The 25,030-nt window shown below is 69.5% G+C and carries 21 protein-coding genes and 7 pseudogenes; 13 read left to right on the top strand and 15 right to left on the bottom strand.

Annotated elements, in window-relative coordinates; all coding sequences use genetic code 11:
- Positions 1-2: 2 nt before the first annotated feature.
- The gene (locus tag ACIGAN_RS31715; protein ID WP_399862745.1) at positions 3-1,487 is read right to left on the bottom strand and encodes a hypothetical protein; all 1,485 of its coding nucleotides are present in this window, start codon (positions 1,485-1,487) and stop codon (positions 3-5) included.
- Positions 1,488-2,144: 657 nt separating this feature from the next.
- Between ACIGAN_RS31715 and ACIGAN_RS31710 the strand changes: the two genes are divergently transcribed.
- The 9 genes and pseudogenes from ACIGAN_RS31710 to ACIGAN_RS31670 all read left to right on the top strand — a co-directional run bounded on the left by ACIGAN_RS31710 (position 2,145) and on the right by ACIGAN_RS31670 (position 8,346).
- The gene (locus ACIGAN_RS31710; protein ID WP_399862744.1) at positions 2,145-3,074 is read left to right on the top strand and encodes a conjugal transfer protein; all 930 of its coding nucleotides are present in this window, start codon (positions 2,145-2,147) and stop codon (positions 3,072-3,074) included.
- A pseudogene (locus tag ACIGAN_RS31705) lies at positions 3,050-3,851 on the top strand (helicase associated domain-containing protein); the annotation flags it as partial. The gene ACIGAN_RS31710 and the pseudogene ACIGAN_RS31705, both read left to right, overlap by 25 nt.
- A gap of 320 nt (positions 3,852-4,171) precedes the next feature.
- Positions 4,172-4,765: a TetR/AcrR family transcriptional regulator gene (locus tag ACIGAN_RS31700; protein ID WP_399862742.1), complete on the top strand. Its 594-nt coding sequence runs from the start codon at positions 4,172-4,174 to the stop codon at positions 4,763-4,765.
- A 417-nt stretch (positions 4,766-5,182) separates the two neighbouring features.
- A complete protein-coding gene (locus ACIGAN_RS31695) occupies positions 5,183-5,326 on the top strand; it encodes a hypothetical protein (RefSeq protein ID WP_399862740.1) in 144 nt (47 codons plus the stop codon).
- 20 nt (positions 5,327-5,346) lie between these two features.
- On the top strand, positions 5,347-6,048 hold the full coding sequence (locus tag ACIGAN_RS31690; protein ID WP_399862738.1) for a nitroreductase: 702 nt from the start codon (positions 5,347-5,349) through the stop codon (positions 6,046-6,048).
- Between the two features lie 151 nt (positions 6,049-6,199).
- Positions 6,200-6,721: a flavin reductase family protein gene (locus tag ACIGAN_RS31685; RefSeq protein ID WP_399862736.1), complete on the top strand. Its 522-nt coding sequence runs from the start codon at positions 6,200-6,202 to the stop codon at positions 6,719-6,721.
- A gap of 304 nt (positions 6,722-7,025) precedes the next feature.
- Positions 7,026-7,214: a hypothetical protein gene (locus tag ACIGAN_RS31680; protein ID WP_365742532.1), complete on the top strand. Its 189-nt coding sequence runs from the start codon at positions 7,026-7,028 to the stop codon at positions 7,212-7,214.
- A 33-nt stretch (positions 7,215-7,247) separates the two neighbouring features.
- A pseudogene (locus ACIGAN_RS31675) lies at positions 7,248-7,385 on the top strand (nitrilotriacetate monooxygenase); the annotation flags it as partial.
- Positions 7,381-8,346, top strand: a complete 966-nt coding sequence (locus ACIGAN_RS31670; protein WP_399862734.1) for an LLM class flavin-dependent oxidoreductase — start codon at positions 7,381-7,383, stop codon at positions 8,344-8,346. The pseudogene ACIGAN_RS31675 and the gene ACIGAN_RS31670, both read left to right, overlap by 5 nt.
- A gap of 55 nt (positions 8,347-8,401) precedes the next feature.
- On the opposite strand, the pseudogene ACIGAN_RS31665 reads toward ACIGAN_RS31670, so the two are convergent.
- From ACIGAN_RS31665 to ACIGAN_RS31615, 11 genes and pseudogenes are all read right to left on the bottom strand, one after another.
- Positions 8,402-8,899 (bottom strand): annotated as a pseudogene (locus ACIGAN_RS31665) (transposase family protein); the annotation flags it as partial.
- Positions 8,900-9,515: 616 nt separating this feature from the next.
- Positions 9,516-10,814, bottom strand: a complete 1,299-nt coding sequence (locus tag ACIGAN_RS31660) for an MFS transporter (protein ID WP_399862732.1) — start codon at positions 10,812-10,814, stop codon at positions 9,516-9,518.
- A gap of 2 nt (positions 10,815-10,816) precedes the next feature.
- Entirely contained in the window at positions 10,817-11,665 is an 849-nt protein-coding gene (locus ACIGAN_RS31655) for an ABC transporter ATP-binding protein (RefSeq protein WP_399862730.1), read from the bottom strand.
- The gene (locus ACIGAN_RS31650; protein ID WP_399862728.1) at positions 11,662-12,714 is read right to left on the bottom strand and encodes a FecCD family ABC transporter permease; all 1,053 of its coding nucleotides are present in this window, start codon (positions 12,712-12,714) and stop codon (positions 11,662-11,664) included. Before ACIGAN_RS31650 ends, ACIGAN_RS31655 begins: the two co-directional genes overlap by 4 nt.
- Complete coding sequence (locus ACIGAN_RS31645) at positions 12,711-13,754, bottom strand: FecCD family ABC transporter permease (protein ID WP_399862726.1); 1,044 nt, start codon at positions 13,752-13,754, stop codon at positions 12,711-12,713. Before ACIGAN_RS31645 ends, ACIGAN_RS31650 begins: the two co-directional genes overlap by 4 nt.
- Positions 13,751-14,794 (bottom strand): iron-siderophore ABC transporter substrate-binding protein, encoded by a 1,044-nt coding sequence (locus tag ACIGAN_RS31640; protein WP_399862725.1) that lies wholly within the window; start codon positions 14,792-14,794, stop codon positions 13,751-13,753. Before ACIGAN_RS31640 ends, ACIGAN_RS31645 begins: the two co-directional genes overlap by 4 nt.
- A gap of 233 nt (positions 14,795-15,027) precedes the next feature.
- Positions 15,028-15,798, bottom strand: a complete 771-nt coding sequence (locus tag ACIGAN_RS31635) for an AraC family transcriptional regulator (protein WP_399862723.1) — start codon at positions 15,796-15,798, stop codon at positions 15,028-15,030.
- Between the two features lie 217 nt (positions 15,799-16,015).
- On the bottom strand, positions 16,016-16,708 hold the full coding sequence (locus ACIGAN_RS31630) for a restriction endonuclease (protein WP_399862721.1): 693 nt from the start codon (positions 16,706-16,708) through the stop codon (positions 16,016-16,018).
- Between the two features lie 247 nt (positions 16,709-16,955).
- Entirely contained in the window at positions 16,956-17,081 is a 126-nt protein-coding gene (locus ACIGAN_RS31625) for a hypothetical protein (protein ID WP_399862719.1), read from the bottom strand.
- Between the two features lie 620 nt (positions 17,082-17,701).
- Positions 17,702-17,929: pseudogene (locus ACIGAN_RS31620) on the bottom strand (IS5/IS1182 family transposase); the annotation flags it as partial.
- Positions 17,930-17,993: 64 nt separating this feature from the next.
- On the bottom strand, positions 17,994-18,845 hold the full coding sequence (locus tag ACIGAN_RS31615; protein WP_399862717.1) for an enoyl-CoA hydratase/isomerase family protein: 852 nt from the start codon (positions 18,843-18,845) through the stop codon (positions 17,994-17,996).
- Between the two features lie 42 nt (positions 18,846-18,887).
- On the opposite strand from ACIGAN_RS31615, the gene ACIGAN_RS31610 reads away from it, so the two are divergent.
- Together ACIGAN_RS31610 and ACIGAN_RS31605 are read left to right on the top strand one after the other, a co-directional pair.
- Positions 18,888-19,292 carry a winged helix-turn-helix transcriptional regulator gene (locus ACIGAN_RS31610; RefSeq protein WP_399862715.1) on the top strand — a complete coding sequence of 135 codons (405 nt, stop codon included), beginning with the start codon at positions 18,888-18,890 and terminating at the stop codon, positions 19,290-19,292.
- A 29-nt stretch (positions 19,293-19,321) separates the two neighbouring features.
- Positions 19,322-19,743, top strand: a pseudogene (locus ACIGAN_RS31605) (transposase); the annotation flags it as partial.
- A gap of 235 nt (positions 19,744-19,978) precedes the next feature.
- Here ACIGAN_RS31605 and ACIGAN_RS31600 read toward each other — a convergent pair.
- Positions 19,979-20,845 carry a helix-turn-helix domain-containing protein gene (locus tag ACIGAN_RS31600; protein WP_399862713.1) on the bottom strand — a complete coding sequence of 289 codons (867 nt, stop codon included), beginning with the start codon at positions 20,843-20,845 and terminating at the stop codon, positions 19,979-19,981.
- Positions 20,846-20,945: 100 nt separating this feature from the next.
- On the opposite strand from ACIGAN_RS31600, the gene ACIGAN_RS31595 reads away from it, so the two are divergent.
- Positions 20,946-21,980, top strand: a complete 1,035-nt coding sequence (locus ACIGAN_RS31595; protein WP_399862711.1) for an SDR family oxidoreductase — start codon at positions 20,946-20,948, stop codon at positions 21,978-21,980.
- An 88-nt stretch (positions 21,981-22,068) separates the two neighbouring features.
- Here ACIGAN_RS31595 and ACIGAN_RS31590 read toward each other — a convergent pair.
- Together ACIGAN_RS31590 and ACIGAN_RS31585 are read right to left on the bottom strand one after the other, a co-directional pair.
- Positions 22,069-22,281 (bottom strand): annotated as a pseudogene (locus ACIGAN_RS31590) (hypothetical protein); the annotation flags it as partial.
- A gap of 39 nt (positions 22,282-22,320) precedes the next feature.
- Positions 22,321-22,576 (bottom strand): annotated as a pseudogene (locus ACIGAN_RS31585) (transcriptional regulator); the annotation flags it as partial.
- Positions 22,577-23,120: 544 nt separating this feature from the next.
- Here ACIGAN_RS31585 and ACIGAN_RS31580 point away from each other — a divergent pair.
- On the top strand, positions 23,121-24,863 hold the full coding sequence (locus ACIGAN_RS31580; protein ID WP_399862838.1) for an endo-1,4-beta-xylanase: 1,743 nt from the start codon (positions 23,121-23,123) through the stop codon (positions 24,861-24,863).
- Positions 24,864-25,030: the final 167 nt, after the last annotated feature.

The raw sequence follows: 25,030 nt of genomic DNA, 5'->3' as shown, positions 1-25,030 counted from the left end.
GGTCACTTCCCTTCAGCGGTGGTGTGTGCGGCGTGGAGTGCGGTCGGTGGGCCGTTTCTTCGGCGGCCGGTGGGAGGGCTTGCCTCGGGGTGGGTGGAGGTGGAGGCGCAGGTGGTGCATCGGCCGTCGCTATGCGGGTGTGCGCGCCGGGGTGTCGGGCCGGGGCAGGTGCGACAGGGCGGCCAGTTGAGGCAGGCCGGGCAGAGGTCTTCGCCTGGTGCGGTGCCGGGGACGCCGCAGCCGGCGCATTCAACCAGGGCCCGGTAAGCGAGTGCTTCGGACACCGTGCGTGCCGCGGCGGAGGTGGTTGAGTGTGCTCCCACCGGGTCACTGGCCGGGGTGGCGTGGTGTCCGGCCACAGTGGCCGGTGGTGGGTACGCCTGTGCCGTACGGAGCCGGGCGGCGACGATCGCGCCGACCGTGGTGCGGATCGGGCTCGGCAAAGGGCGAGCACTGATGACATGGTTGAGCTGCTCGCGAGTCCAGCCGGCCTTCAGCATCACGGACACGGCCGCGCCCTGATCCGCCAGTGCGCGGCCGGTCAGCAGGAGTTCGGGACGCTGTGCGCCGATCTGAAGCAGCAGGCGCACTCCGGGTGTGAGGTCCGCCGGCGCCGGCGCGGTCCGTGATGGCGGCGGTGCTTGAATCCGTGATCGTGCAGGGCGGGCAGCGGGAGGGAGGGCTCTGGTCTTCTGCTGAGTGGTCTTCTTTCTGTTGGTGTTCTTAAGGGCCCGGTCAGCCAACGTAGGGTCATCCACGCGTGGATAACCGGACTCTGGCTGTGACCTGCTTAATCGCGCAGCGGGCAGGTCGGTGATGACGTAGGCGGCGGCGCCCAGAGTGCCGTCCGGGCCGCGTTCGCGTTCCCTCACGAGGAAGCCGTGGCTGTGCAATTCCTTCAGACCGCTTCTGACGGCGGATTCGCCGTCCCTGCCCGCGCGGGCGATATCGGTGACGGTCATGCGCCAGCCCTCCCGGTGGGTGGAGAGCAAGCCGAACAACCCCTTGGCCTTGAAACTCAACGTGCCGTCGCGGAACAAGGCGTTGGCGATCTGAGTGAACTGATCGGCTGCCATCACCCCACGGCGGATCCCCGCCCACCACCCGTCAGCGTGACCGGCGGGCGGGGAGGCGGCCTGCGTGCCGGCCTCGGCCGCCGGTGCAAGGTGCAGCGTGGCGGGGCGGTCGGTGATGCAGTAGATGATCTCGCCCAGGGTTCCGTCGGGGCGCCGCAGACGTTCCCGGATCAGATACCGGTGTCTTTCCAGCTCTTGCAGGCCGGTGCGGACCGCTTCACGCCCGTCCGGCCCCACACGCACCAAGTCAGCGACGGTTACCTGCCAGCCGCTGCGATGTGTGCTGAGGTAACCGAAAATCCCCTTCGCCTTGAACGACAACCGCCCATCGCGAAAGAGCGCATTGGCCACCTGCGTGAACTGATCCGCGCTCATCACGCCGCGGCGGATCCCCGCCCCGAAACGGCTCACCACCACTCCCCCGGCGATGACCGCCTACGCCACTCACGCCGGCGCACCCGGCCGGCCAAGGCGAGGCTGCTGCTGCTGCACGATCTGCAGATGCGTAGGGGTGCCATGCCGACAGCCCAACCGCCGCCCCTGACCACCTTGGCGGCCACCGCTCCCGACCATGGATCACGATCGGGCAACACCGTCGACACACCGGCGTGGTCGCTCCCATGGTCGGGACCGAGGCACGCACCCCGTCGACGCGGCGCGCACGCGGTAGGCGCGACGAAGGGCGAAGGACGACGTGCGCAACGGGCTGCGCAGTCGCATGTGTGTGTCGAGGGCTGCACAAACCTACCGAGGGCGCCTCTGGTGGTGCGCAGTTCGTGAGCCCGCTGCGCAGGCTCCGCCGCGACAGGAGGGCCACGCAGCGTGCGCACCCAGCTGCCGGTCACATGCCGCGCCGCAGGGCTGGAGACCGGTTTTGACGCACGGGTGAGCTGTGGTCGGCACGCCCGCGCCCGGTGGTCGGACTTGTGGTCGGGCTGTCCACCACGGTGACCGCGGATGTCGTGTCCGCATCGTGATCGTGGTCGGGGCCTCGTGGTCGGTGGTCGGGTCGGGGCCACTCGCTTGTCTCGGGGGCGTAAGCGTCCGTTCTGACCTGGGAGTTCGACCATGTCCCCTGGCAAGCCGGTCCCGCGCGGCGAGGCCGTTGCTCCGATGGCGGCAGGCGCCCGGCTGGAGGCGATGCGGCGCCGGGTGCGCGTATCACGCCTGGCCGTGTGGACCGTCATCGCGGCCGGCCCCCTCGCCCTCGGCATCAGCCTCACCTCCACCTCCACCACGGTCGAGACAGCGTCCTCGACCACGCCGACCACCGCACGCGTCACGCCGGTGACAGCCGACCCGGCCGGCTATGCGCAGCTGTTCCTCCACGCGTGGCTGCGCAGCAGCATCAACGACGAGGCCAGTGCGCAGACCCGGCATGCGCAGTCGATGGCGCCCGGCGTCAATCTGCCCGAGCTGGCCGACGGTGCGCAGCCGGCGCCGCAGGTGGTGACGGCGGTGCGCACTGCGCAGCGCGCGCAGGGGGTGTGGTCGGTGACGGTGGCTGCGCAGTACGCCGACGCATCGGTGCGCTATTACGCCGTGCCGGTGGCCACCGACCGCACGGGCGCCTCGTTCACGGTCACCGGGGCGCCGGGCGTGGTGGCCGGCCCGGCCCGGAGGGAGGTGCCGGCATCGCCGTACCGGGTGAGCGTGCCGGAAGGTGATCTGTCCGCCGCCGTGGGGGAGTTCCTCGCTGCCTACCTCACCGGTGCCGGAGAGGTGGACCGTTACCTCGCCCCCGGCGTGAAGCTGCTCCCGGTTACTCCCGCTCCCTACCGGGCGGTCACGGTGCGGCAGATCTCCGCCGTCGAGGAAACGGCCGCCACGGTGACTGTGCCGGCCGATGGCACCAAGGCCCGCGTCCTGGCGCAGGTGGAAGCCCGCGGTGAGGACGGCCGGTGGCCGCTGGCCTACGAGTTCACGCTCGCGGCTCGCGCGGGCAGGTGGGAGATCACCGCGCTCGGCACGGGAACGTCTCGTTCGCACCCCTGGTAGCCGTCCTCCAAGGCCTGCGCAGTCATGACGAACACCTGATCGAACAGTTCGCCTCGCGCGCCCTGTCCCGGGGTCGTGAGCAGCGACGGATGCACGTCCAGCGGGACGAGGAGGGCCGGATCCTCGGGGCCGGCGGCGATGACGAGGACCAGGAGCACGACGACACGCAGGCCGCTGCCAAGTCCGCCCTGCTCCACTTCTCCAGCCCGCGCGACGCCGGTACCATCACCGCGTTCCTGCACATCCGGGTCTACCGGCCAGAGTCCCTGGTCTGGCCGGAGGGCTACCAAGCCCTGCTCCGCTGGCGGGAGGAGAACGGTATCACCGGCCTGCGCGCCGTTCCCTATGACACCGAGACCGAGCTGGGCGTCACCGTTTTTCCCCTGGGGCGCTGGATCCACCAGCAGCGGCGCGCGTACCGCGCCGGCGAACTCGACTTGCACCGCAAGGAGCTGCTGGACGAAGCCGGGATGGTGTGGGAACCGGTCGAGGAAGCCTGGGAGACCGAGCTGGCGGCGCTGCGCTCGTACCACCGTGCACACGGCCACCTGGCTCCGAGGCAGGACGCTGTGGGGAGACGCTGAAGGTGAGCTAGTCCTGGTCGGGCAGCACATGCCCAACCTGCGCCGGAAGGGGGGCCTTGGGAAGGACCCGGAGCGGGCGGCGGAGCGCGCCAAGCAGCTGGCAGCAATCGCCCCTGACTGGAACTGCTCGTGGCCGCTGGACTGGCAGCGGCACTACTGCGTCCTCGCGGACCTGATCGACGACGACGGTTCTCGGGGTGGACAGATCGCCTGATCGTGCTTTCGAGGCGGCGCGGCTGTCGGTTGGCCGTCGTCGGGATGCCACCCCCTGAGGTCGCTCGGCGGGCGCTGCGTTCCTCGGCGAGCGCCAGTGCGCGTGCGTGGCGCGGCCAGGATCGTCGTGGCTCTTCGGGTCGGTCAGGGCATGTCCATGGGACGTCGTCCTGGCCGTCTGTTGTTGCGTGTTTCAGGCGCCGGGTTGACCGGATGCTGCCTCCGTTTTAATGTGGATACATACGGAGGTAGCCTCCGTTTTGATCGAGTCCAGGGGCCGCAGTGGTCGGGGAGAAGAGTATGAGCGTCGAGGGTCAGGGCCGCAGGCCTCGTGCGGACGTTCAGCGCAACCGGGCGGCCCTTCTCGAAGCGGCGCAGCGCCACTTCCTGAAGTACGGGGTCGGCACGTCTTTGGAGGCGGTGGCCAAGGAGGCGGGCGTCGGGCCCGGCACGCTGTACCGGCACTTCCCCACCCGGGAGGCTCTACTGGCGGCCGTGCTGCAGACGCGCTCGGAGGAGCTGGTCGCCCGCCGGGAGGAGATCGCCCGGCTCGGCGATGCCGGCGAGGCGTTGCGGCAGTGGCTGCGGGCCGTCGAGGAGTACTTCAGCGCCTTCAACGGTCTGCCGGAACCGCTCATCGCCGCCGCGAGGGCGCAGGAGCCGGGAAATCCGCTGACTCTTCCGTGTGACCACCTCATCGCCACCACCGATGAGTACGTGCGGGCGGCGCAGCGCGCGGGGCAGGTACGCCCCTCGGTGACGGGCTTCGATCTGTTTCTCGCGGCGTCTTCCGTTGCCTGGTTGATGGGCACCGGTGGCACTGATGCGGAGTCGCTGGGGCGTCTGCGCGGGCTCGTCGAAAGCGGATACCGCCAGCGCGACGACGCGGAATAGACCAGCGGCCCGGTCCCGCCGACACCACTCGCCCTCACCGGGTACGTCCTGGCCGCCTCTGCGGGTGTGCCCGCCCCGGTTGTCACACCTCACCGCTCTGCCGCCGTGACACGGTGCACCCCCTGGAGGGACAAAGCATGAAACTTTACGTTATCGGAGCAGGAGGACAGGGGTGACGCCGGCCCCCGGGCCGCGTCGCGCGCTCCCGGTCGTTCCCGACTGTGAGGAAGCACGACGGCCGGACATGCGCCCGGTGGACGATAGAGGCCTTGACGCTTATGACGCCGGAGTGCCGGCCGATTTCTGGTGCCGGCAGCCGATGACGCCCGTCTTCTGCACCGAGCTGACCTGGAAGGACCTGGCACCGGCCTCCGCGACAGCGGCCGGGGCGAGGCCCCGCGCCACCGCGACCGGCAGATGAAGCATTCCGCCGCCCTCCGGATCGTGCCCGTGCCGGACGAGCCGGTCAAGCTCAACCGCCCCATCCACCACTGGCCCCCGGCCCAGCCTCTGGCGCTGCACGCCGCAGCCGTGCGGCAAGGCCGCGACCGGGACGAGTGAACACCCTCGAAAGGAATGTCTTGTCCACCCCCACGGCTTCGTTCTTCACCGACCTTGCGCGCGCCAGGTACTCCCCCCGGCAGTTCCTGCCCACCCCGCTGCCCGCCGCGGACATCCGCGGTGTGCTGGAGGACGCGCAGAGCGCCCCCTCCAACAGCAACACCCAGCCGTGGACGGTGCACGTCGTCTCCGGCGCGGCGCGAGACGCCCTGAGCAAGGAACTGCTCAAGGCCTACGAGGAAGACCGACCCTCCCCCGACTTCACCGCCGACTACGGCCAGGGCATCCACTACGAACGGGCCTTCCAGTTCGGCGCGAAGCTCAACGGAACCCGGGGCATAGCGCGCGAGGACCATGAGGGCAGAAAGGAAGTGATCCGCGAGAACCTGCGCTTCTACGACGCCCCCCACGTGGCCCTGCTGTTCATGCCACTGTTCGGCGACGGCGTACGGACGGCCGGCGACATCGGCATGTACGCCCAGAACTTCCTGCTCTTCCTGACCGCCCGCGGATACCGCGGCATCCCCCAGACCATCCTCGGCATGTACGCCGACACCGTCCGCCAGACCCTGGGCGTGCCCGAGGACCTCAAGCTGTTGTTCGGCATCTCCTTCGGCACCGACGACCGCACCTCCCCCATGCACAACGTCGGCGCGGGCCGCGTCCCGCTGCACGAGAGCGTCGTCCTGCACGACACCCCCGGCGTCCTCGACCGGCAGTAGCCCCTCCACCGGCAGACGCACGCCCTGCGGCTGGTGACGTCTGCCCCGGCCGACAAGAGGGCCGGCCGCTGCCCCGGCCCTCTTGCCGGCCGGGGCAGCACAGAAGACAGCAGCGGCACCGCGTCCTCAAACCGTGCCGCGCGGTCCGCTCATGATGTCCATCGCGCACCAGAAGAGAAGCTCCACGCAGACCCCACCGCTCGCCGACGTACGCCGCACTTTCGCGGCCTGTCCCACCGGACTGGCGCTGATCGCCGCCGAGGTGGACGGCCACGACGAAGCCATGCTCGCCAACTCCTTCACCAGCGTCTCGCTCGACCCGCCGCTGGACTCCATGGCGTTCCCCCACACCTCCACCACCTGGCCACAGCTACGCCAGGCGCAGGAACTGGGCATCACGATTCTGGGCGAGCCCCATGCGGCCCTGGTGCCACAACTGCGCAGATCGGGGCCCGACCGGCTCGACGGCATCGCCCTGGACCGCGCAACCGCCCAGGCGCGCACCCTCCCCCGGGGGGCAGCCACCCTGATCGTGAGGCCCTACCGGCACATCCCGGCCGGCGACCACGAACTGGTCCTGTTCGAGGTCGTCGACCACCGACGCGACGACGAAGCCGCTCCGCTGACGTATCACGACCGCCACGTCGGCGCACTCCACCACGAACGGCTGTAGACCGGTGCCCCGCAAGCAGCTGCGCCTGGCCGCGATCATCCTGGCCGGCGCGGTCGGCGCACTGTCCCGGCCCCCGCCCACCCGGTACCGCCGCGGCGGTACCGGGTGGGGCAGTGAGCCCTCGCCGGTCCTCAGACGCCGCTGTCCGGGATCCCGCGCGGCGGCGCCAGCGGCAGCACCCGCATCCTTGCCGCCGCTGCAGCCAAGCGGACGCACCATCGGCGAGGCGGCGAACTGGCCGTCCGCACGTTCACCATCGCGACCCGCCCGGGTCGATCACCTACGTCGCAAGGACATGACTGTCATGGGTAAGAAGTCGCTCCTGCTCGGAGCGGCACTGGGAGAGATGCACGGCAACCACCCGGGAGCGCGGCGGACGCCGGCGGCTGATCCGAATGCCTACACCGACGTGACGGCCTTCGTGCGCGCCGCTCAGACCGCCGCACGCGGCGGACTGGACTACCTCTTCATCCCCGACCGGGTCTTCATCTGAGGGGACATCCTGTCGCGACCGCCCATCGTGACGATGGAGCCGACCCTGACACTGGCCGCGATCGCCCCCGCCACACAACGAATCGGCCTGGTCACCACCCTGTCGGCCTCGTTCGTCGAGCCGTACACACTCGCCCGCCAACTCAGGGCGCTGGACGTCATGAGCCATGGCCGCGCCGGCTGGCCATCCCCAGCTACGAACCGGAAGCCCTCGCCAACTACGGACGCCCCGTTCCGTCGCGTACAGAGAAATACGAACGCTTCAACGAAGCCACCCAGATCACTCAGGCGCTGTGGGGAAGCTGGGGCAGAGCCGCGGGCCCCCCGACAAGGCCACCGGACGGTTCGCAGACACCTCACACATCCGCCCCGTCAAATTGCAGGGCCGGCGCGTCGGATCACGCGGACCACTGCAGATCCCGCCGTCCGAACAGGGACAACCGGTGATCTTCATGCCCTTCGCCAGCGGCCTCGGAGTGGAGGCCGCCAGCATGTACGCCAACGGCATCATCGCCCACGCCTCCTCCATGGAAGACGCCAAGGCCCAACGCGCCATGATGCGACCGATGACTGTGGAAACCGGCCGAGAAGCGGACGAGGTGATGTTCCTCTCCTTCTTCGCCCTCACCGTCGGCACCACCCTGCAAGAAGCCGTCGAGCGACGCAGGGTGCTGGAGGAAGCCGCTGGGATCGAAAAGCGCTTGGCTCACCTGTCGGCCATCCTCAGACTGCGCCTGGACCCAGACGATCGCGACAAACCACTCACCTGCGCCCAGATCGCGGCCCTGCGCCCCCACCCCGCAGCACCCCAAGCCATCCACGCCCTCGAACTCGCCCGCCAAGGACGGACACCGCACGAAATCCTCGGTCACGGAGTGCTCGTCCAAGCCCTCTCCCTGGTCGGAATCGCCGAACAGATCGCCGACACGCTGCAGGAATGGGTGGAGGCAGGTGCCGCCGACGGCTTCACCATCGTCATCGATGATTTGCACGACGGGATGGACGCCTTCGTCGGCCAAGTCGTACCTGTCCTGCGTCAGCGCGGCCTACGCCCCGACGACTACCAGGGCACGAGACTGCGCAACCATCTCGGCCTCCCGGAACAACTCGGCCTGGACCCGCGTCTGACGTGAACTCCCTCCAGCGCGGCATGCCCTGAGGGCACTCGACAGGGACTGAACCATTTCCGCGCTGACGCCCCAGAGTGAGGACGGCGGCAGCAATCGACGAAAAGCAGTCCGGCTGCACCGGGCTCGGCGGAACATCCGCCAGGACTTCAGCCCTGCGACACCTCGTTCGACTGGTGCCCGCCCTGCTGACACAGCTCAGCTGACCGTCCGCTGTGTGGGAGTGAGCTCTCCGAGCGGTGGGCGTCCGACCCGCGTGGTCACCCAGAGGGCCAGCTCCGACGTAGGCGCGGTCGGCGAAGACGAGCACGCCTAGCGTTCACACATCCAAAAGATCTCGTGGATGCGGGCGGCGGTGGTCATGGGCACGGCCGGGAAAGCAGGTGACATCCACAGCAGCCTGCCCGCGGGACCGGTCACGACCTGCACCTTCACACCGTGGCGGCGTGCTTGCAGGAGAAGTCGGCCCGGCTGTCGCCGCCCGTTCACACTCGGCGAGTGTTCCGTCGAGCAGGACGTAGTCGAGGTCGGTCACCCACAGACCACGCAGCCGTCGGGCACACCGGCAAAACAGGACGTGGAGCCCTCCGAACTCCTGAGCGTCGCCCAGGACCGATCCCGCCTCCGCCGTCGCGCGGACAGCTTCGACAGCGGTCTCCGCACGATCATCTTGAACACGGCCGTGGGACGAGCCCCCATTCCCTGACGCCACCTGAACACCGGCGAGCCCCAATCCCACACCCGCTGACCGTGTCCCGGCCCCAGAACCAGGCGGCTCGTCTCAACGCGGCCACATACCAATGATCACCGGAGATGCACATGCACAGTGCAGATGACACAACCTGACCCCCCCCCCATGGCCCGCCAGCCGGCAACTTGCAGCTCAAACCCCCGGCCCGAGCCCAGCACTCACACTCGCCACGGCCACCAAGACTCCCTGGACAGCCACTGGAGCGCAGCGGCGAGCAGCGCCTCTTGGCGGCGTCCCCACATGCGTCGAAGACGCCGTACCGGCGGAGCAGCGTCGAAACCGAAGACTTCTCTTGTCCCACACCGTGAAGCGGAACCGGCGGTATCCCCGACCCCGACCACCACTCCTGCGGGTTCTCGCGGGAGCACAGCCGGCAGCCGCCGGCGGAGTCGGCCTGCTGAACCGGCCGGGAGGGGGCAGCGGGCTACCGGTCGGCGTCTTCGCGGCCCGGTGCGGGTTCGGTGCTCTCGGCGGCGTGGCGGTGGGCGTCCTCGTCGGTGTGGGCGTCGTAGCTGATGAGCTTGGGCAGAGCGGCGGCGAGCAGGCCTACCGCCGCGACGCACGCGAGTCCGCCCGTCCAGATGGCGGGGCGGACGCCGGTCCAGCCGGCCATCGCCCCGGCGCGGACCTGGCCCAGCTGCGGGCCGACGCTGTAGGAGAGGACCTCGATGCCGGCGAGCCGGCCGCGCAGCCGGTCCGGGATGGTCTGGTTCCAGATGGTGGAGCGGCCCAGGCCGCTCAGCATGTCCCCCGCTCCGGCCAGTGCGAGGCACAGCAGCACCAGCCAGACGTTCGACGTCCAGCCGGCCGCCGCCATCGCCAGGCCCCAGCCGGCCGCGCCGAAGACCACCAGCTGGCCGTGTCGCCGTGTCCGGGTCACCCAGCCGCTGGTCAGGCTGACCAGCAGCGACCCGACGGAGCCGGCCGCGTACATCAAGCCCAGCGACCAGTGGGCGTCGAGCTCGTCGGCGAGGAAGGGGAAGACGGTGTTGGGGAAGGCGAAGAACATCGCCGCCAGGTCCACCGCGTAGGTGCCCAGCAGCACCGGCCGGGACCAGGCATACCGGGCCCCCTCCGCGATGCCGCGCAGCGAGGGCCTGGCCGCCTGTTCGACCGGTGGCACCGGGGACAGCCGGCGGCACATCAGGACCGACACCGTGAAGCTCGCCACCGTGATGGCGTACGCGGTGCTGTTGCCCGCGTACGCGACGACGAGGCCCGCCAGCGCCGGTCCGGCGATCGCGCCGGTCTGCCAGCGCAGCGAGTTCAGCGCGGCTGCGGCGGCGAGCTGGTCGTGCGGGACGATCCGGGCCAGCAGTGAGTCCAGGGCGGGCCGCTGGAGTCCGGCGAGTGCCGCGACACCGGCTGCGACCATGTACAGGGGCCACAGCATGGGGCTGGGCAGCAGCGCGTTCAGCAGCAGGACGGCGGCCAGCAGTCCCAGTCCCGCCTCGGTCAGCACGATGACCTTGCGCCGGTCGACGGCGTCGGCCAGTGCCCCGCCGTACAGGCCGAAGACCATCAGCGGCACCAGTTCGACGGCGCCCATCGTGCCCACCGCGAGCGGTGAGCCGGTCAGTTCCTTGATCTGCAACGGCAGTGCGATCAGCGCCATGACGCTGCCGACGTAGGTGACGACGCCCTGCGTCCAGAGCAGGCGGAAGTCGCGGGAGGAGTGCCAGGGCGAGAGGTCGGGCAGTACGGCGGCGATTTTGGCGTGCACGGTCAGCGGCTCCCGGCCGGCTGCGACGCGGGGGCGGCTTTTGGGCCTTCGGTCCTCGTGTGGTGGCGTCCGAGCGGCAGGACGAGGGGCTTGCCCGAGAGGGGGTCCTCGATGATGCGGCTGTCCATGCCGTACAGGGCCCGGACCGTGTCCTCGGTCATCACCTCCTCGGGCGTTCCGGTGGCGTGCAGCCGGCCGGCGGTCAGGGCGACGAGCTGGTCTGCGTAGCGGGCGGCCAGGTTGAGGTCGTGCAGGACCATGACGATGGTGGTGCCGCGGGTCCGGTTCAGGTCGGTCAGCAGGTCGAGGACCTCGATCTGGTGGCTGATGTCGAGGAACGTGGTGGGCTCGTCGAGCAGCAGCAGGTCGGTCTGCTGGGCCAGCGCCATCGCGATCCACACGCGCTGGCGCTGACCGCCGGAGAGTTCGTCGACGGCCCGGTCCACCAGTTCGGTGGTGTGGGTGGCTTCCAGCGCGGCGGCCACCGCGGCGTCGTCCTGGGCCGTCCAGCGGGAGAAGGCCCGCTGGTGGGGGTGGCGGCCCCGGCCGACCAGGTCGAGGACGGTGATGCCCTCGGGGGTAACCGGTGACTGCGGCAGCAGCCCGAGGGTGCGGGCGAGTTCCTTGGCCGGGGTGCGGTGGACCTCCTTGCCGTCCAGGACGACCCGGCCGGCGCGCGGGACGAGCAGCCGGGACATCGAGCGCAGCAGCGTCGACTTGCCGCAGGCGTTGGCGCCGACGATGACCGTGACGCGCCCGGCCGCGAGGGTCAGATCCAGGCCCTCGATGACGGCGCGGTCGCCGTAGCCGAGCGTGAGGTCCTCGGTGGCGAGGGTGTGGGACGCGGTCACAGTGAGCCTCCGGCCCGGTTGGTGCGGACGATCAGGTAGACGAGGTAGGGGGCGCCGAGGACGCCGGTGACGACGCCCACGGGGTAGCGGGTGTCGAAGGCGTACTGGCCGGTGAAGTCGGCGACCAGGACGAGCAGGGAGCCGACCAGGCCGGCCGGCACCAGCAGGGAGCCGCCGACTCCGGTGAGCCGGGCGGCGATGGGCCCGGAGAGGAACGCGACGAAGGCGATCGGTCCGGCCGCCGCCGTGGCGAACGCGATCAGCCCGACGGCGGCCACGATCACGGTGACGCGGGTGCGTTCGACGCGGACGCCGAGCGCGGAGGCCGTGTCGTCGCCCAGGCTCAGCGCGCTCAGGTTGCGGCCCTGGAACAGCAGCACCGGGCCGAGCGCCAGCACGGCCAGCACGGTGGGCACGGTCTCGGCCCAGGTGGTGCCGTTGAGGCTGCCGGTGAGCCAGCGCATCGCCGCCTGGAGATCCCACTCACCGGCCCGGGACAGGACGTAGGAGGTGACGCTGTCGAGCAGGGCGGCGATGCCGATGCCGATCAGGATGAGCCGGGTGCCGGCGACCCCGTCGCGGAACGCCAGGACGTACACCAGCAGCGCCACCCCGAGCGCGGCGGCGATCACCAGCGCGGACACCTGGGTCTCGCTCAGCGAGAAGGTGACGATGGCGATGGCCGCCGCCGCGCTCGCCCCTGCGCTGATGCCGATGATGTCGGGGCTGGCGAGGGGGTTGCGGAGCATCGTCTGGAAGGTGACGCCGGCCATGCCGAAGCTGAACCCGGCGGTCAGGGCGAGCACCGCGCGCGGCAGCCGCAGCGTGCCGACGGTGAAGGAGGCGCCCGGCACCTGCTCGCCCGTGATCACGCGCAGCACGTCGGAGGCCGGGTAGAAGGTGTGCCCGGCCATGAGCGTGGTGGCGAACGCGGCGACGACGAGGACCAGCAGGGCGCAGACGGTCAGCCGTCGCCGGTACGCGCGGCGGACCCGCGCGCGGGTGACCGTGTGCACTGTGGGCGGGGCGGTGACGACGGGGGCGCTCACAGGGATCTGACCTTCTGCCGGCGGACGATGTGGATGAAGAAGGGGGCGCCGACGAACGCGGTCACGATGCCCACCTCGATCTCGGACGGCCGGGCCACGACCCGCCCCACCACGTCGGCGACCGTCAGCAGGACGGCGCCGCTCAGCGCGGCAAACGGCAGCAGCCAGCGGTGGTCCACGCCCACCAGCAGCCGGCAGGCGTGCGGTACGACGAGTCCGACGAAGGCGATGGGCCCGGCGACGGCGGTGGACGCGCCGCACAGCACGACCGCGCCGAGCGCGGCGGCGGCCCGCACGAGGGCCACCCGCTCGCCGAGTCCGGCGGCCAGCTCGTCGCCCAGAGCGAGGGAGTTGAGGGCGCGGGCGGAGGCCAGGCAGACGACGAAGCCGGCGGCGAGGAACGGCAGGACGCTGCCGAGCTGGGCGTGGGTGGCGCCGCCGACGCCGCCGATCTGCCACAACCGGAAGGTGTCGGAGACGTCGTTGCGCGGCAGGACGACGGCGCTGACCAGTGAGGCGAGCGCGGCCGAGGTGGCGGCACCGGCGAGGGCCAGCTTCAGCGGGGTGGCGCCGCCCCGGCCCAGCGAGCCGACCGCGTACACGAAGCCCGCGGTCACGGCCGCTCCGGTCATCGCCGCCCAGATGTATCCGGACACCGACGCCAGGCCGAAGTAGGCGATGCCGGTGACCACGGCGAGCGAGGCGCCCATGTTGACGCCGAGGATGCCGGGGTCGGCCAGCGGATTGCGGGTGACGCCCTGCATCACCGCGCCGGACAGGCCCAGGGCGGCGCCCACGACGACGGCGAGGAGGGAGCGAGGTACGCGGTTGGCGACCGCGGCCTCCTCCAGGCTGGCCTGCGCTCCGCCGAGCGCCGACCAGACGTCGGCCCAGGCGACGTCGCGGGAGCCGAAGGCGAGGGAGGCCGTCATGGCGGCCAGCAGGACGGCGGCGACGGCGAGGAGCCAGATGACGCGCACGCGCGCCGGACGCCGCAGCGGGGCGGTGTCCGGCGCGGGCGGGGTCTCGGTGACGGTCACGCGGCCTTGTCCGCGGCCTCGGCGAGCGCCTTCACGTAGTCCTCAAGGACGTACGGGATGGACAGCGGGGTCGGGTTGGCGGCGGTGGCCAGCGGGGTGCTGCCGGGCAGCAGGTAGATGGAGTCCCGCTTCACGGCGGCCAGCTTGGAGGTGAGCGGGTCCTTCTTGAGGGCCTTCAGCAGCTCGCCCTTGTCGTCCCCGTAGCCGGTGATGATGTCGACGTCGTTGAAGTCGTCGATGTGCTCGGCGCTCTTGGTGAGGACGAACTTCTTCGTCGCCCCGGACGGTCCGGAGACGCTGGCGGGGATCTTCAGGCCGAGGTCGGTGAAGAACTGCGTGCGGGTGTCGTGGGTGGTGTAGAAGCCGACCTGGCTGACGTTCTTGGACGACACGTGCGTCATGAACATCGCCGTCTTCCCCTTGAGCTGGGGGTACTTCGCGGCGGTCTTCTCGATCTGCCCCTCCAGGTCGGCGATCAGTTCGTCGCCCTCGTCGGCCAGTCCGATGGCCTTGCTGTTGAGGCGGATGATGTCGCGCCACGGGGTCGCCCAGGCGGCCTCGGGGTAGGCCACGACGGGGGCGATCTGGCTGAGCGTCTCGTAGTCCTGCTCCGTCAGTCCGGAGTACGAGGCGAGGATGACGTCGGGCTTGGTGTCGGCGACGGCCTCGAAGTCGATGCCGTCGGTCTCGTCGAACAGCACCGGGGTCTCGGCGTTCAGTTCCTTGAGCCGCTTCTCGACCCAGGGCAGCACGCCGTCGCCGTCGTCGTCGCCGAAGTTGGCCTTGGCCATGCCGACGGGGACGACGCCGAGGGCGAGCGGCACCTCGTCGTTGGCCCAGTTCACGGTGGCGACGCGCCGGGGCTTGGAGGGGATCTCGGTGGTCCCGAGCGCGTGCTTGATCGTCAGCGGGAACTGGCCGGCACCGTCGGCACCGGCGGAACCGCTGTCGTCCTTGTCCGCGGATCCGTCGCCGCAGGAGGTGAGTGCGAACAGGAGTGCCGCCGCAAGGGCAAGCGCACGCAGGCGTGGGGTTGTCATCGACCCGGTTTCACTTTCGGTCGCGGGTGCCGGGACTCGCACGTCCGGACCGCGGACTGTGGGTCGTGGAGCGGGGCACCAAGCTTGGCACAGCAGGTTAGGTAAGGCTTACCTGCACAGAGTATGGAGGGAAGGCGCGTTGATCAATCGAGCCTTTTCGACAGCCCTTGTAGCGATCGGGACACGCACGCGGTGCCTGAACCGCCCGGGAAGACGTTCGCCCCGGGGGTTCCTCAGCGCGCCCGGAACGTGCCGGGCGTCATGCCGGTCGTGCGCCGGAAGGCCGCGCCGAAGGCGCTCGCCGAGCGGTAGCCGACCGCGTCGGCCACCACCTCGACCTCGTGTCCGAGGGAGAGGAGCTGCACCGCGTGCTGGGCCCGGACCGAGGCGACCCAGCGGGCGAAACTCGTGCCCGTCTCGGCACGAAAGGCACGGGCCAGCGTGCGCGCACTGCAGCCCAGCGCGGCGGCCCAGCCGTCCAGTGTCCGCTGGCCGGCCGGGTCGGCCCGCACCGCGTCCACGATCGGCCGCAGCAACGAGGACGTGGGCAACTGCACCAGCAGCGCCCGGGGCGACGGCCGCAGGACATCGAGCACCATCGCCTCGGTCACGGCCCGGGAGCGCTGCGGCAGTTCCACCTCCTCAAGCCGCTCCAAAAGCAGCCGCAGCAGCGGGGTGATCTCCACGGCCACCGGCACGCCGGGCAACGCCGACTCCGTGCCGTGACGGAAGAAATGGGCGCGGTAGGAGGTGCCCGCGACCGCGGAGGCGGAGTGCAGCTGCCCGGCCGGCATCCACAGTCCCAACGTCGGTGTGATGCACCACACCTGAGAGCCGACCACGGCGGTGGACGTGCCGTGCTCGTTCCACAGGAGTTCGTGCCACGGATGCGAGTGCTCGCTCCACGCGGTGTCGGCGTCGACGACCTCCTCGTACCCCTGGATGACGAAGGGCACGTCCACCTCACCGGCGGCGAGCGTCGGCAGGTCCCTGGTGACACGCATACACTCAGGCTAACCGCAGCCCGATCCGCCGACGTCAACCCCGAGCACCCTGCGGACCTGTTCCTGCACGCTTCACCACCCGGCCCGGCCCTTCCTCCGGGCGTCCCGCTGCCCGTGGCGTCGTAGAGCTCCCCGCTGACAGCCGGCAGGCCACCCGCACGCGGCAAGAGCAGAAGCCTGCCAAGCCCACAACAGGTCGATCGCCTCAAGCGCCACGTCATGACCGGGCCGCCGGCCGTCGCGGTGGCGGCACCGCACCCAGCAGCTCCCACAAGGGGCGCGAGCCGGCTGCCCACTGCGCCAGAACCTGACGGTCCACGAGGTGCAGGCGCTGCTGGCTGGCGAAGGCGCGGCCGGGTTGGGTGATGCGGCCGTTGGTGACCATGACGACAACATCCGCTTTGTGGACGGGGCGGCCCGTGCCGTTGAGGACTTGCAGTTCGGGGGTGCCCACGGCCGCCCCCTGGCTGCCGTTCCTGCGGTGCTTGCACTGGATGACCCAGCGCCGGCCGAAGGGGTCGGTGGCCTTCACGTCCGCGCCGAGGTCGCCCTGCCCGCCGACCTGGACGGTTCCCCCGGTTCTCCCTGCTCTTCTTGCGGTCGGTGAGCCGTGTCGTAGTCGTTCGTGCCGTACTTGCCCAGAAGGCCAGTGGCTTGGGCGTCCTTGATGTGCTGGGCGACCTCCGGCCACGGCCCGGTCACGCTGTAGCCGATCACCGGCAGGCCTGCAGATCCACGCAACCGACCTGGCCGGGAGCACCGGGCAGTGCGTTATCGCAGCGGACGTCCACGGTGAAATGCCGGGTCGGCACTGACGGCGCCACCCACCCGGGATTGATGAACGTCCAGGACGCGACGCTACAGCCCGCCCCCGCTGCTTGGCGGCAGCGGTACTGACGGAGGTGTCCATTAGCAAGAGTAATGCAATCCGAAGGCCTGCCCGGTGAGAACTCGGCCGGTGACAGCGCTGGCGTGCAACTGGACGGCACCCACAACCCGGTGCCCGAGTGCTCCCCCTTCAGCAGCAGGCAAGGTCAGGGGCAGGCGCGGAAGCAACGACAGCGCACACGCTCACGGTCGGCCACCCCCACCGATGGGCACAGGGTCCGCCGGCAAGCCGACGGACCCTGTGCATGATCAGGCAAGTGGCGAGCGCCTTACGGCCAGCCGGGGTGCGGCTGGCCGCAGCAGGCGACGGTCAACGTCTGGCCGGCTCCGGCGAGCGGCGTTACCGCGAGCACCGCTGCCAGTGCCACGACCAAGCCGAGCACGGCCTTACGCATGGCATCTCCTTGCGGATGTGAAAGTGAGCCGGAGAAAGCTGCTGCCCTGCGCCCCACGAAGGGCCGAACAGGAACGGACCGCAGCAGGCGACAGGCTGAGTCGGGTTGGCGCTGATGAACGGTGGTACCGCGAGCACAGCCGGGCAGGCTCATTCAGCCCGTCGCCGAGTGCCCGTTACGGCCAGCTGGGCGGGAGCGGGCCGCAGCAGGCGACGGTTTCGGCGTGACCGGCGCCGGCAAGGGGTGCTGCCGCGAGCACGGCCGTCAGGGCGACGAACAAGCCCAATACGGCTCTCCGCACGTCTCCTCCTTCTGAAAGTCACTGTTGCTTCGGCATGCGTCTCTGATTTGCAGACGGATTGCTGCTTCCTGGGCTTGCCGCCTGAGTCACCAGGCGATGGCCCGTCGACCGACTATCACACGGTCAGCGCGGGGTGTCAGCCAGCCGGTGATAGAAGATGTCCGGTGTTCGATAACGTGAACGTTATGGCGGCAGGTTGCGCCTTGGGAGGCGGGTCTGCCTTACGTCGCCCTCGACCTGCTCCACCAGGCCGAGAGTGACCTGACCGGCTGGTCGTACTGGCGGCGGCGTCCAGCTCTCGAAGCACTCTTCGTCGAGCGCGGCCGGGCCGGTGCCCCGGTCGTCCGCCAACTCCCCGGCGCGGGGGGTGCGTCCAGCAGGGGTGTCAACTGGGTGACGTCGTGCCTGATTCCGCCAGTCAGGGTGACGGCGGGCGGGGTGCCGCATCGGTCGACGATCAGATGGCGTTCGCTGCCCGGCCGTGCGCGGTCCACCGTCGAAGGCCCGGTGTGAGCCCTCCTATGAGGGCTCGAACGTGCGAGCCGTTCGACCCGAATGACCAAACGGACCGTACGGACAACTCCTGCCCTGCACCCGCGCAGGGCGATTCGTTAGGAATGCCGGACGAGGTTCGCGCGCAGGACCTTTTCGAGGTTCAGCTCCACCTCGCGCGTGTGAACCCCGGCCGCGAGCGCTGCCCGGGCAAGCTCTCCAGCCGCGGGAGTGAACGTTTCGCCGAGCAGGCGGTTTTCCGCGCGCAGTGCGTCCTCCAGCGTGCCGTCGGCCGCGTCGATTGCTTCGGTAGCCGCGGCGCGGACACCGTCGGGCAGAGACGCGATGGCCAGTGCGACCCACTCAACATATTCATCCAGTTCTGCGGCGGGCAGAGCTCGGTTCACCCAACCCCACCGCTCGGCAGTCGCCGCGTCGACGAGCCCGCCCGTCAGCACGATCTCGAGAGCGCGAGCGCGACCCACGAGGCGGGGCAGGTGGGCAGTTGCACCGGCTCCGGGGACGATGCCGATCAATGCTTCGAACTGGCCGAACGCCGCAGTCTCGAGGGCCGCGAATCGCAGATCCAGGCTGGAGACCAGCTCGGCTCCACCGCCACGGGCGAGTCCCGCGACCTTGGCGATGGTGGTCTGAGGCAGACGCCGCCAGCGTTCATGAAGCCGCATCATCGGGCCCGTCCCGACAAGCGTCTCCTCCGCGACCGGGAGAGCGGCGTAGGTCGCGGGGTCCTCCACGAATGACAGGTCGCCGTGCGCCAGGAAGAACTCCGGATTAGCGCTCTGGACCACGATGACGTGCAGATCGGGATCATTCTCGGCCGATGCGGCGACGGCGTCCAGGTCGAGCATGAGCTGCGCCGTCATCAGGTTGACGGGCGGAACATCGATCGAGACCCAAAGCACTCCGTCCTGGCGCTTGAGAGCGAGGCTGGGCAGGGACCGTTCGGTCATGAGATTCCTTCGGGTTGCCGGTATCTCTGGTATACCTGGTGCATGGCAGGTACTTCAAAGAAACCTGGTATCCGCGAAGATAGGGACGGTCACGAGACCATCGTTGGCCCGCAGCGCGAACTCCTGGATCAACTGCTGGACAAGTGGGGTCATCTGCTGCTGGCCGCGTTGTGCCGACAGCCGCGACGCTTCAACGAGCTCAAGAGAGAACTCGATGGCATCACTCAAAAATCGCTGACGCAGGCACTGCGACGGTTGGAACGCAACGGCCTGGTCGAGCGCCGGGTACTGATGCAACGCCCCGTTGCGGTGGAGTACCGGATCACACCGCTGGGCCGCACGCTGGAGGAGCCCTTCTCGATCCTGCGCTCCTGGACCGCCGACCACCTCCCCGAGGTCGAACGACACAGGGAGGCATTTGACGCAGGCGCGGACACCCTTCAGTGATTTCTTCGGGATGAGTTCGGTGTGAGGGCTTGGCGATCGGATCCGGTGGCGGCACAGTGGTCCAGGTGTCGGATGATCTTGTGCCTGACGATCTGTGGGAAGTGTCGCGCCGCTGCTCCCTCCTCGTCCGCCGCGGCGTCGGCGGTATCCGGCCCGCCTGCCGGTGGATGTCCGTGCGGCTCTGTGCGGGATCATCTGCGTCTTGCGCACGGGTGTGACCTGGGCGGATGCGCCGACCGAGACGATCGGCTGCAGCGGGGTGACGCGCTGGCGGCGCCTGCGGGACTGGACCGAGGTCGGCGTCCGGCCCCGCCTGCACGAAATCCTCCTCGCGGAACTCCGCCAAGCCGGCCTGCCGGACATGGAGGACGCCGCAGTCGACGACTCGCACGTCCGGGACAGATCAGGTGTCGTCCGGACCGCTCCATCAGGCGCTCGGCCTGGCCGGCGCCCCCTCGACACATTCCCGGAGAACTCCACGCAACGGGCCCTTGCCACCCCCTCCGCCACGGATGGCGCGCTGCGCGCCGTCGTGGCCGAGGACCCCGTCGGCGCCGTCGCCCGACAACCTCGGCAGTGGGCCCGCCGGTGAAGGTGAGCGGGCCGTCGAGGGAGGGGCACTGAGGTGGTGCAGACGGGCTGTCACCGGGATCGTCGACGAGGGAGGCAGTTTTCAAGAACGGCTCTCACGCTTCGTGTGATCGGGCGCCGAGTTCCTCGGGGTGAGGTGATTCGAGCGACGCCGAGGCCAGGAGCGAGAGCTTCTCAGCGTCCTGGCTCTGGGGGTCCGGGTGCAGGATGACGAGCATCATGTTCCCTGCCCCGGGGATTGCCAGCTTTTCATGGTTCAGGTCCAGCGAACCCACTTGCGGGTGATCGGAGCGCATACGTCCCCCCTGGAGCTTTTTCACGTCCTGACGCGCCCACAGGGCACGGAAGCGCGGACTGGCCAGAGACAGTTCTCCGACGAGTTCGATGAACCGGGGGTCGTTTATATCAGCCCCGACAGAATTCCGGAAACCTGCGATGAATTGCCGGGTCGCACCCTCCCAGTCCGAGAAGAAAGCCTGCTCGGCAGGATTGAGAAAAAGATCACGCAGGCGGTTGGCGCCAACTGTGAGCTGCGGAGAAAACGCGACGGCAAGCGAGTTGGCCGCAAGCACGTCCATATAGCGCCCCTCCACGAATGCTGGCTGACCAAGGGTGCGAAGGAGCTTGGAGGTTCCGGACGGAACAGTCTCCTTGACTGCTGACTGGCTCCGACGGCGGCGAGGCCGGTCAGTAGCGAGAGCGGCAAGGTAATCACGCGCCTCGTCATCCAGCAGAAGAGCATGTGCAATGGATTCGAGGACTTGAGCGGACGGCCTGCGGTCACGTCCCTGTTCCAAGCGCAGATAATACTGGGCGCTGACACCCGCAAGCATCGCGACCTCTTCGCGACGCAGCCCAGGAACTCGCCGCGTACCAGACATGGCAATGCCGACCTTTTCCGGCGTAATGAGGTCGCGTCGGGCACGTAGGAAGTTTCCCAGCGCATTCGGTTGATCGTCCATATCTCCAGGGTAGCCATCCGCTCGCGCTTCAGCCTGTCCCCGCTGCTACCAGGGAAGCCGAGGAACTGGCTGATTCCCCCAGCTCAGCGAAGATCGATACATGAGTCAAAAGCGCGTACTTGTCACTGGTGGCTCCGGATTCATCGCCGGTCACTGCATCCTCCAACTCCTCCAGCAGGGCTATCTCGTCCGTACCACGATCCGGTCCCTGAGCCGCGAGGCCACCGTCCGATCCGTCCTGGCCGACGCCGGGATGCGGAACGGCGACGCCCTGACATTCGTCGAGGCCGACCTGATGGACGACGCCGGGTGGCCAGCAGCCGTTGCCGACACGGACTTCGTACTTCACGTCGCTTCGCCAGTACGCCCCGGAGTCGTGGACAACGGGGATGACCTCATCATTCCGGCCCGCGAAGGCACCCTGCGCGTACTGCGCGCAGCACGCGACGCCGGAGTCGCACGCGTGGTGCTCACTTCGGCGTTCCATGCCGTCGGCTGGGGCCATCCACACGACGACCGCGTCTTCACCGAGGCCGACTGGACAGTCGTCGACTCCCCCGACGTCGATCCTTACGGGGCCAGCAAGACCCTCGCCGAGCGTGCTGCCTGGGAATTCGTGCGGTCCGAGGGAGGGCCGACGGAGCTCGTCACCATGCTGCCCGTGGCCGTCATGGGGCCTGCCCTCGGCCACGACGTCTCCGGTTCCAACATGCTGGTGAAGAGGATCCTCGACGGCGACATTCCCGGCTTCCCCGACCTCTACTTCCCGGTCGTTGACGTACGCGACGTCGCCACCGCGCACATTCTGGCAATGACGGAGAAGCGAGCCGCAGGCGAGCGCTTCCTGCTCGCGAACGGCCCCGCGATCGCCATGAAGGATCTCGGAGCATGGATCAGGGCTGACCTCGGCGCGGCAGCTCCGCACGTGCCCAAGCGCGCAATTCCGAGCGCCGTGGTGCGGGCCGGAACCCTCTTCAACCCGGAGATGCGGCACATCCTGCCGGAACTCGGTTACGTCAGGCGACCGTCCAATGCGAAGGCCCGTCACATCCTAGGTTGGCAGCCGCGCCCCGCACACGATGCGGTGATCGCTGCCGCACGGAGCCTCGTAACAAAGGGACTGGTGAAGAAGTAACGGCGCACCGCACGGGCTCCCTGACTTGAGATCCCGTCGCCCGGCGATGATGCCGGGTGACGGTTCCTCAGGACGCCAGGCTCCTAGGTCACGAACCGGCGACGGTTTCCCGGCTGGGCCTGACCCAGCGAGCCGCGTGGTCGGGTGTAGATCTTCCTTGTTTCTCACCTGAGTTGCCCAGCTTGGTTTCGGTTCCGTCGGGCAAGATTTTGACCGCGCTCCGCGGAACAGGCCGATTCGCGCCTTCTCGTTCGACCCACTGCGCGAGGGCTGCCAGACCGCGCTGGAACGCACGTGGGGCAGGGCCGACCGGCCTATGTCAGGCGTGTACGTGACCGTGGCAGTGCCGGTCCTCCCGCTCGGGCATGCGTAGCCAGATCCCGTGGGGCACCGCTTTCGATGTGGACCAGCGCACTGCGCCGGACCGTGGAGACAGCGGCCCGCAGGTCATCGCCGGCAATGGTGCCGGCCCACGTCTGCTCCGCCGGCCGCGCCGGCACCAGGGTCCGGGTGGAGAGCCCGTGCCGGTCGGTCGCCGTCAGGGCGATCGCCTCATGACCTGCTTCGATGGGCAGGCCGGCGAGCACCGCCATCCCCCAGGGCTTGCCCAGCAGTTGACGCGACGGGCGCGGCCAGGCCGGGCGGCGATGTGCGGGGTCGCGCTCCAGGATCGCGGCCGCGCGAGGCTGCGGGACGGGGCGGACCGGTCGGGGGCTGGCACCGTGTCCTCGTCCCTCCGGCCTGCCGACGGATCGGTGGTCGTCCGACCCGCGCGCGGATGTGCGCACGGGCTTGAACCACCGTGAGGAAGGCCCTCTTGTCGGCGGTCTGAAGGCCAAGCCCCGGCGGGCGTCCGTCGTCGTCTTGACCATCCCTTGCAGGGTTGGTTGGTCGGTGGTCGTCGCCACACCATCCGATCGGAGTTCACCGGGCGGCACGGGTGCTGGCGACGAGGCTCCGCACCACCGGTTGGAGGGCTTCTGGCCGCGGAACGTCTCGCCGCCCTCGATCCGGGCCTTGTTCGTGCCACCCAAGGCCGTCGCACCTCACGTGGGATGAACGGCCGTACCTCACATGTGATGAACTGTGGTGCGCTCGCGAGACGCTGATCGCGTCTCGCACAAGAAAGTGAGAGGGACCGTGGACCTTGGTGGGGGGTTGTGGCAGCGACTGACCGCCGTGGTGCTCGTCATGGCGGTGGCGGCCGGGTGTACGGGGCAGGGCGAAGGCGCGGGCGGAGAGAACGACGAAGACCTGCTGCGCAACCACGACTGGACACAGCTGCCGGGCACCACCGCACGCAACGGCATCCTGCGGGTCAGCGCGTTGGATCGGCACATCGTGGAGCAGGACTCCTCCGGCGGCCAGCCCAACCCCCCGGTGAACCTGGCCGGCCCGCATCTTGAGTCCGATGGCGACTTCACCGTCACCGCGCGCATGTCCGGTGTGGGTGACGATGGCGGCGACTCGTGGCTGCGGCTGTATGGACGGGTACCGGTCATCTACGACGAGTGGCGGCAGGAGCGGCCCTCACTCCGCGTCGGCGTGACCGCCGACGGACACGTGAAGGTACAGATCTGGGACGGCGAGGGCGATGAGCCGGCCACCTCCGAGGATTTCGACTGCGGCTGCTCCGGGACGGTGACGCTCGCCGTGTCGAGCATCGGTGACACCTTCCGCGTGACAGCCGACGGGCGGCGGCTGGGAACCGTGCGGGACCCGGGGGTGTTCGCCGAGGGCACTGTCTGGTTCGGTCTGGAGGCCGAGGCGGGCGAAGACGAGCGGCGCGAGGGGTGGCGTCTGACCCAGCTGATCGCGCGGGCAGCAAGCGGTGACTCGCTCCGGGTGATCAAAGCGCCGCAGCTACGCCAGGAGCAGTCCGACGACTCGCTTCGTGCGCGGGCCGCAGACGTGGGGCGGCCGTTCGACGTCGGCACCGCCCTGGCCGAGAACCCGCTGCTCACCGACTCACGCTACCGGGCGCTCGCGGGGAGCCAGTTCTCCATGCTCACTCCGGAGAACGCGTTCAAGCCACAGTTCCTCCACCCACGCAGAGACGTCTACGACTTCCGCGACGCGGACCTACTCGTACGCTTCGCCCGCGCGAACGACATGAAGGTGCACGCGCACACCCTCGTCTGGCACGAAGCTCTGCCCCACTGGATGCGGGTCAACGACGACCCCGAACAGGTGCGCCGGACCATGCTCTCGCACATCGCCATGGTCGCCGGGCACTTCAAGGGGAAGGTCGCGGAATGGGATGTGGTCAACGAGCCCATGTCCGACGACGACAAGAGCTACACCAACGGGGACCTCGGTCTGCGCTCCGAGCAGAGCCCGTGGTTCGAGGCCATGGGCGAGGAGTACATCGACGAGGCGTTCAAAGCCGCCCACCGGGCCGATCCGACGGCACGGCTGTTCCTCAACGAGTACGGCATCGAGGAGGAAGGCGAGCGGTGGGACGCCCTTTACGATCTGGTCGAGCGGCTCAAGGAGCGCGGCGTACCCATCGACGGCGTGGGCTTCCAGAACCACGAGTACGCACCCGCCGACCGCATCGACCCGGAAACCTTCCGCAGCCATGTACAGGACCTGGCGGACCTCGGCGTTCAGGCACGGGTGTCGGAGATGGACGTCCCCATCGGTGAGGACGAAGAGAACGGACGGCAGACCCAGGCCGACGAGATGGCGGGCAAGCTGCGGGTCTGCCTGGAAGAGCCGAACTGCACCTCGTTCTCCACATGGGGATTCACCGACCGCTACGGCTCCACCACCGACACCGAGACCTATCCCCCGCGCACGGCCGACTCCCTGCCGTGGGACGCGGCCCTGCGGCCGAAGACGGCGTACGAGCGCCTGCTCGAAGCCCTTGACGAGGCCTGAGCGACCAAACACGCCGGCCCTCGGCCTGCCCACTCCAGCCGGTGCTCACCGGGTGGGTCGCGACCGGGGTAACCACGCTGCGGGAGATCGCCCAGCGCCAGCGGTCCTGTTCTCACTGACCGGGATCGCCGCCTACGGCCGCTTGCCCCGCATGGGCAGCCCTTACT

Origin of the sequence: Streptomyces sp. NPDC085931, from assembly GCF_044540565.1 — a bacterium.
Classification (GTDB): Bacteria; Actinomycetota; Actinomycetes; order Streptomycetales; family Streptomycetaceae; genus Streptomyces.
The sequence above is the reverse complement of the archived record's forward strand: the minus strand, read 5'-3'. Positions and strand labels throughout refer to the sequence as shown.

What these genes read in the sequence shown, in the direction of transcription:
- ACIGAN_RS31710 (WP_399862744.1), top strand. Translation starts at nt 2,145, where the DNA reads ATGTCCCCTGGCAAGCCGGTCCCGCGCGGCGAGGCCGTTGCTCCGATG.
- ACIGAN_RS31700 (WP_399862742.1), top strand. Translation starts at nt 4,172, where the DNA reads ATGAGCGTCGAGGGTCAGGGCCGCAGGCCTCGTGCGGACGTTCAGCGC.
- ACIGAN_RS31695 (WP_399862740.1), top strand. Translation starts at nt 5,183, where the DNA reads ATGAAGCATTCCGCCGCCCTCCGGATCGTGCCCGTGCCGGACGAGCCG.
- ACIGAN_RS31685 (WP_399862736.1), top strand. Translation starts at nt 6,200, where the DNA reads ATGATGTCCATCGCGCACCAGAAGAGAAGCTCCACGCAGACCCCACCG.
- ACIGAN_RS31680 (WP_365742532.1), top strand. Translation starts at nt 7,026, where the DNA reads ATGGGTAAGAAGTCGCTCCTGCTCGGAGCGGCACTGGGAGAGATGCAC.
- ACIGAN_RS31670 (WP_399862734.1), top strand. Translation starts at nt 7,381, where the DNA reads ATGGCCGCGCCGGCTGGCCATCCCCAGCTACGAACCGGAAGCCCTCGC.
- ACIGAN_RS31640 (WP_399862725.1), bottom strand. Translation starts at nt 14,794, where the DNA reads ATGACAACCCCACGCCTGCGTGCGCTTGCCCTTGCGGCGGCACTCCTG.
- ACIGAN_RS31635 (WP_399862723.1), bottom strand. Translation starts at nt 15,798, where the DNA reads ATGCGTGTCACCAGGGACCTGCCGACGCTCGCCGCCGGTGAGGTGGAC.
- ACIGAN_RS31630 (WP_399862721.1), bottom strand. Translation starts at nt 16,708, where the DNA reads ATGGACACCTCCGTCAGTACCGCTGCCGCCAAGCAGCGGGGGCGGGCT.
- ACIGAN_RS31625 (WP_399862719.1), bottom strand. Translation starts at nt 17,081, where the DNA reads ATGCGTAAGGCCGTGCTCGGCTTGGTCGTGGCACTGGCAGCGGTGCTC.
- ACIGAN_RS31615 (WP_399862717.1), bottom strand. Translation starts at nt 18,845, where the DNA reads ATGACCGAACGGTCCCTGCCCAGCCTCGCTCTCAAGCGCCAGGACGGA.
- ACIGAN_RS31610 (WP_399862715.1), top strand. Translation starts at nt 18,888, where the DNA reads ATGGCAGGTACTTCAAAGAAACCTGGTATCCGCGAAGATAGGGACGGT.
- ACIGAN_RS31600 (WP_399862713.1), bottom strand. Translation starts at nt 20,845, where the DNA reads ATGGACGATCAACCGAATGCGCTGGGAAACTTCCTACGTGCCCGACGC.
- ACIGAN_RS31595 (WP_399862711.1), top strand. Translation starts at nt 20,946, where the DNA reads ATGAGTCAAAAGCGCGTACTTGTCACTGGTGGCTCCGGATTCATCGCC.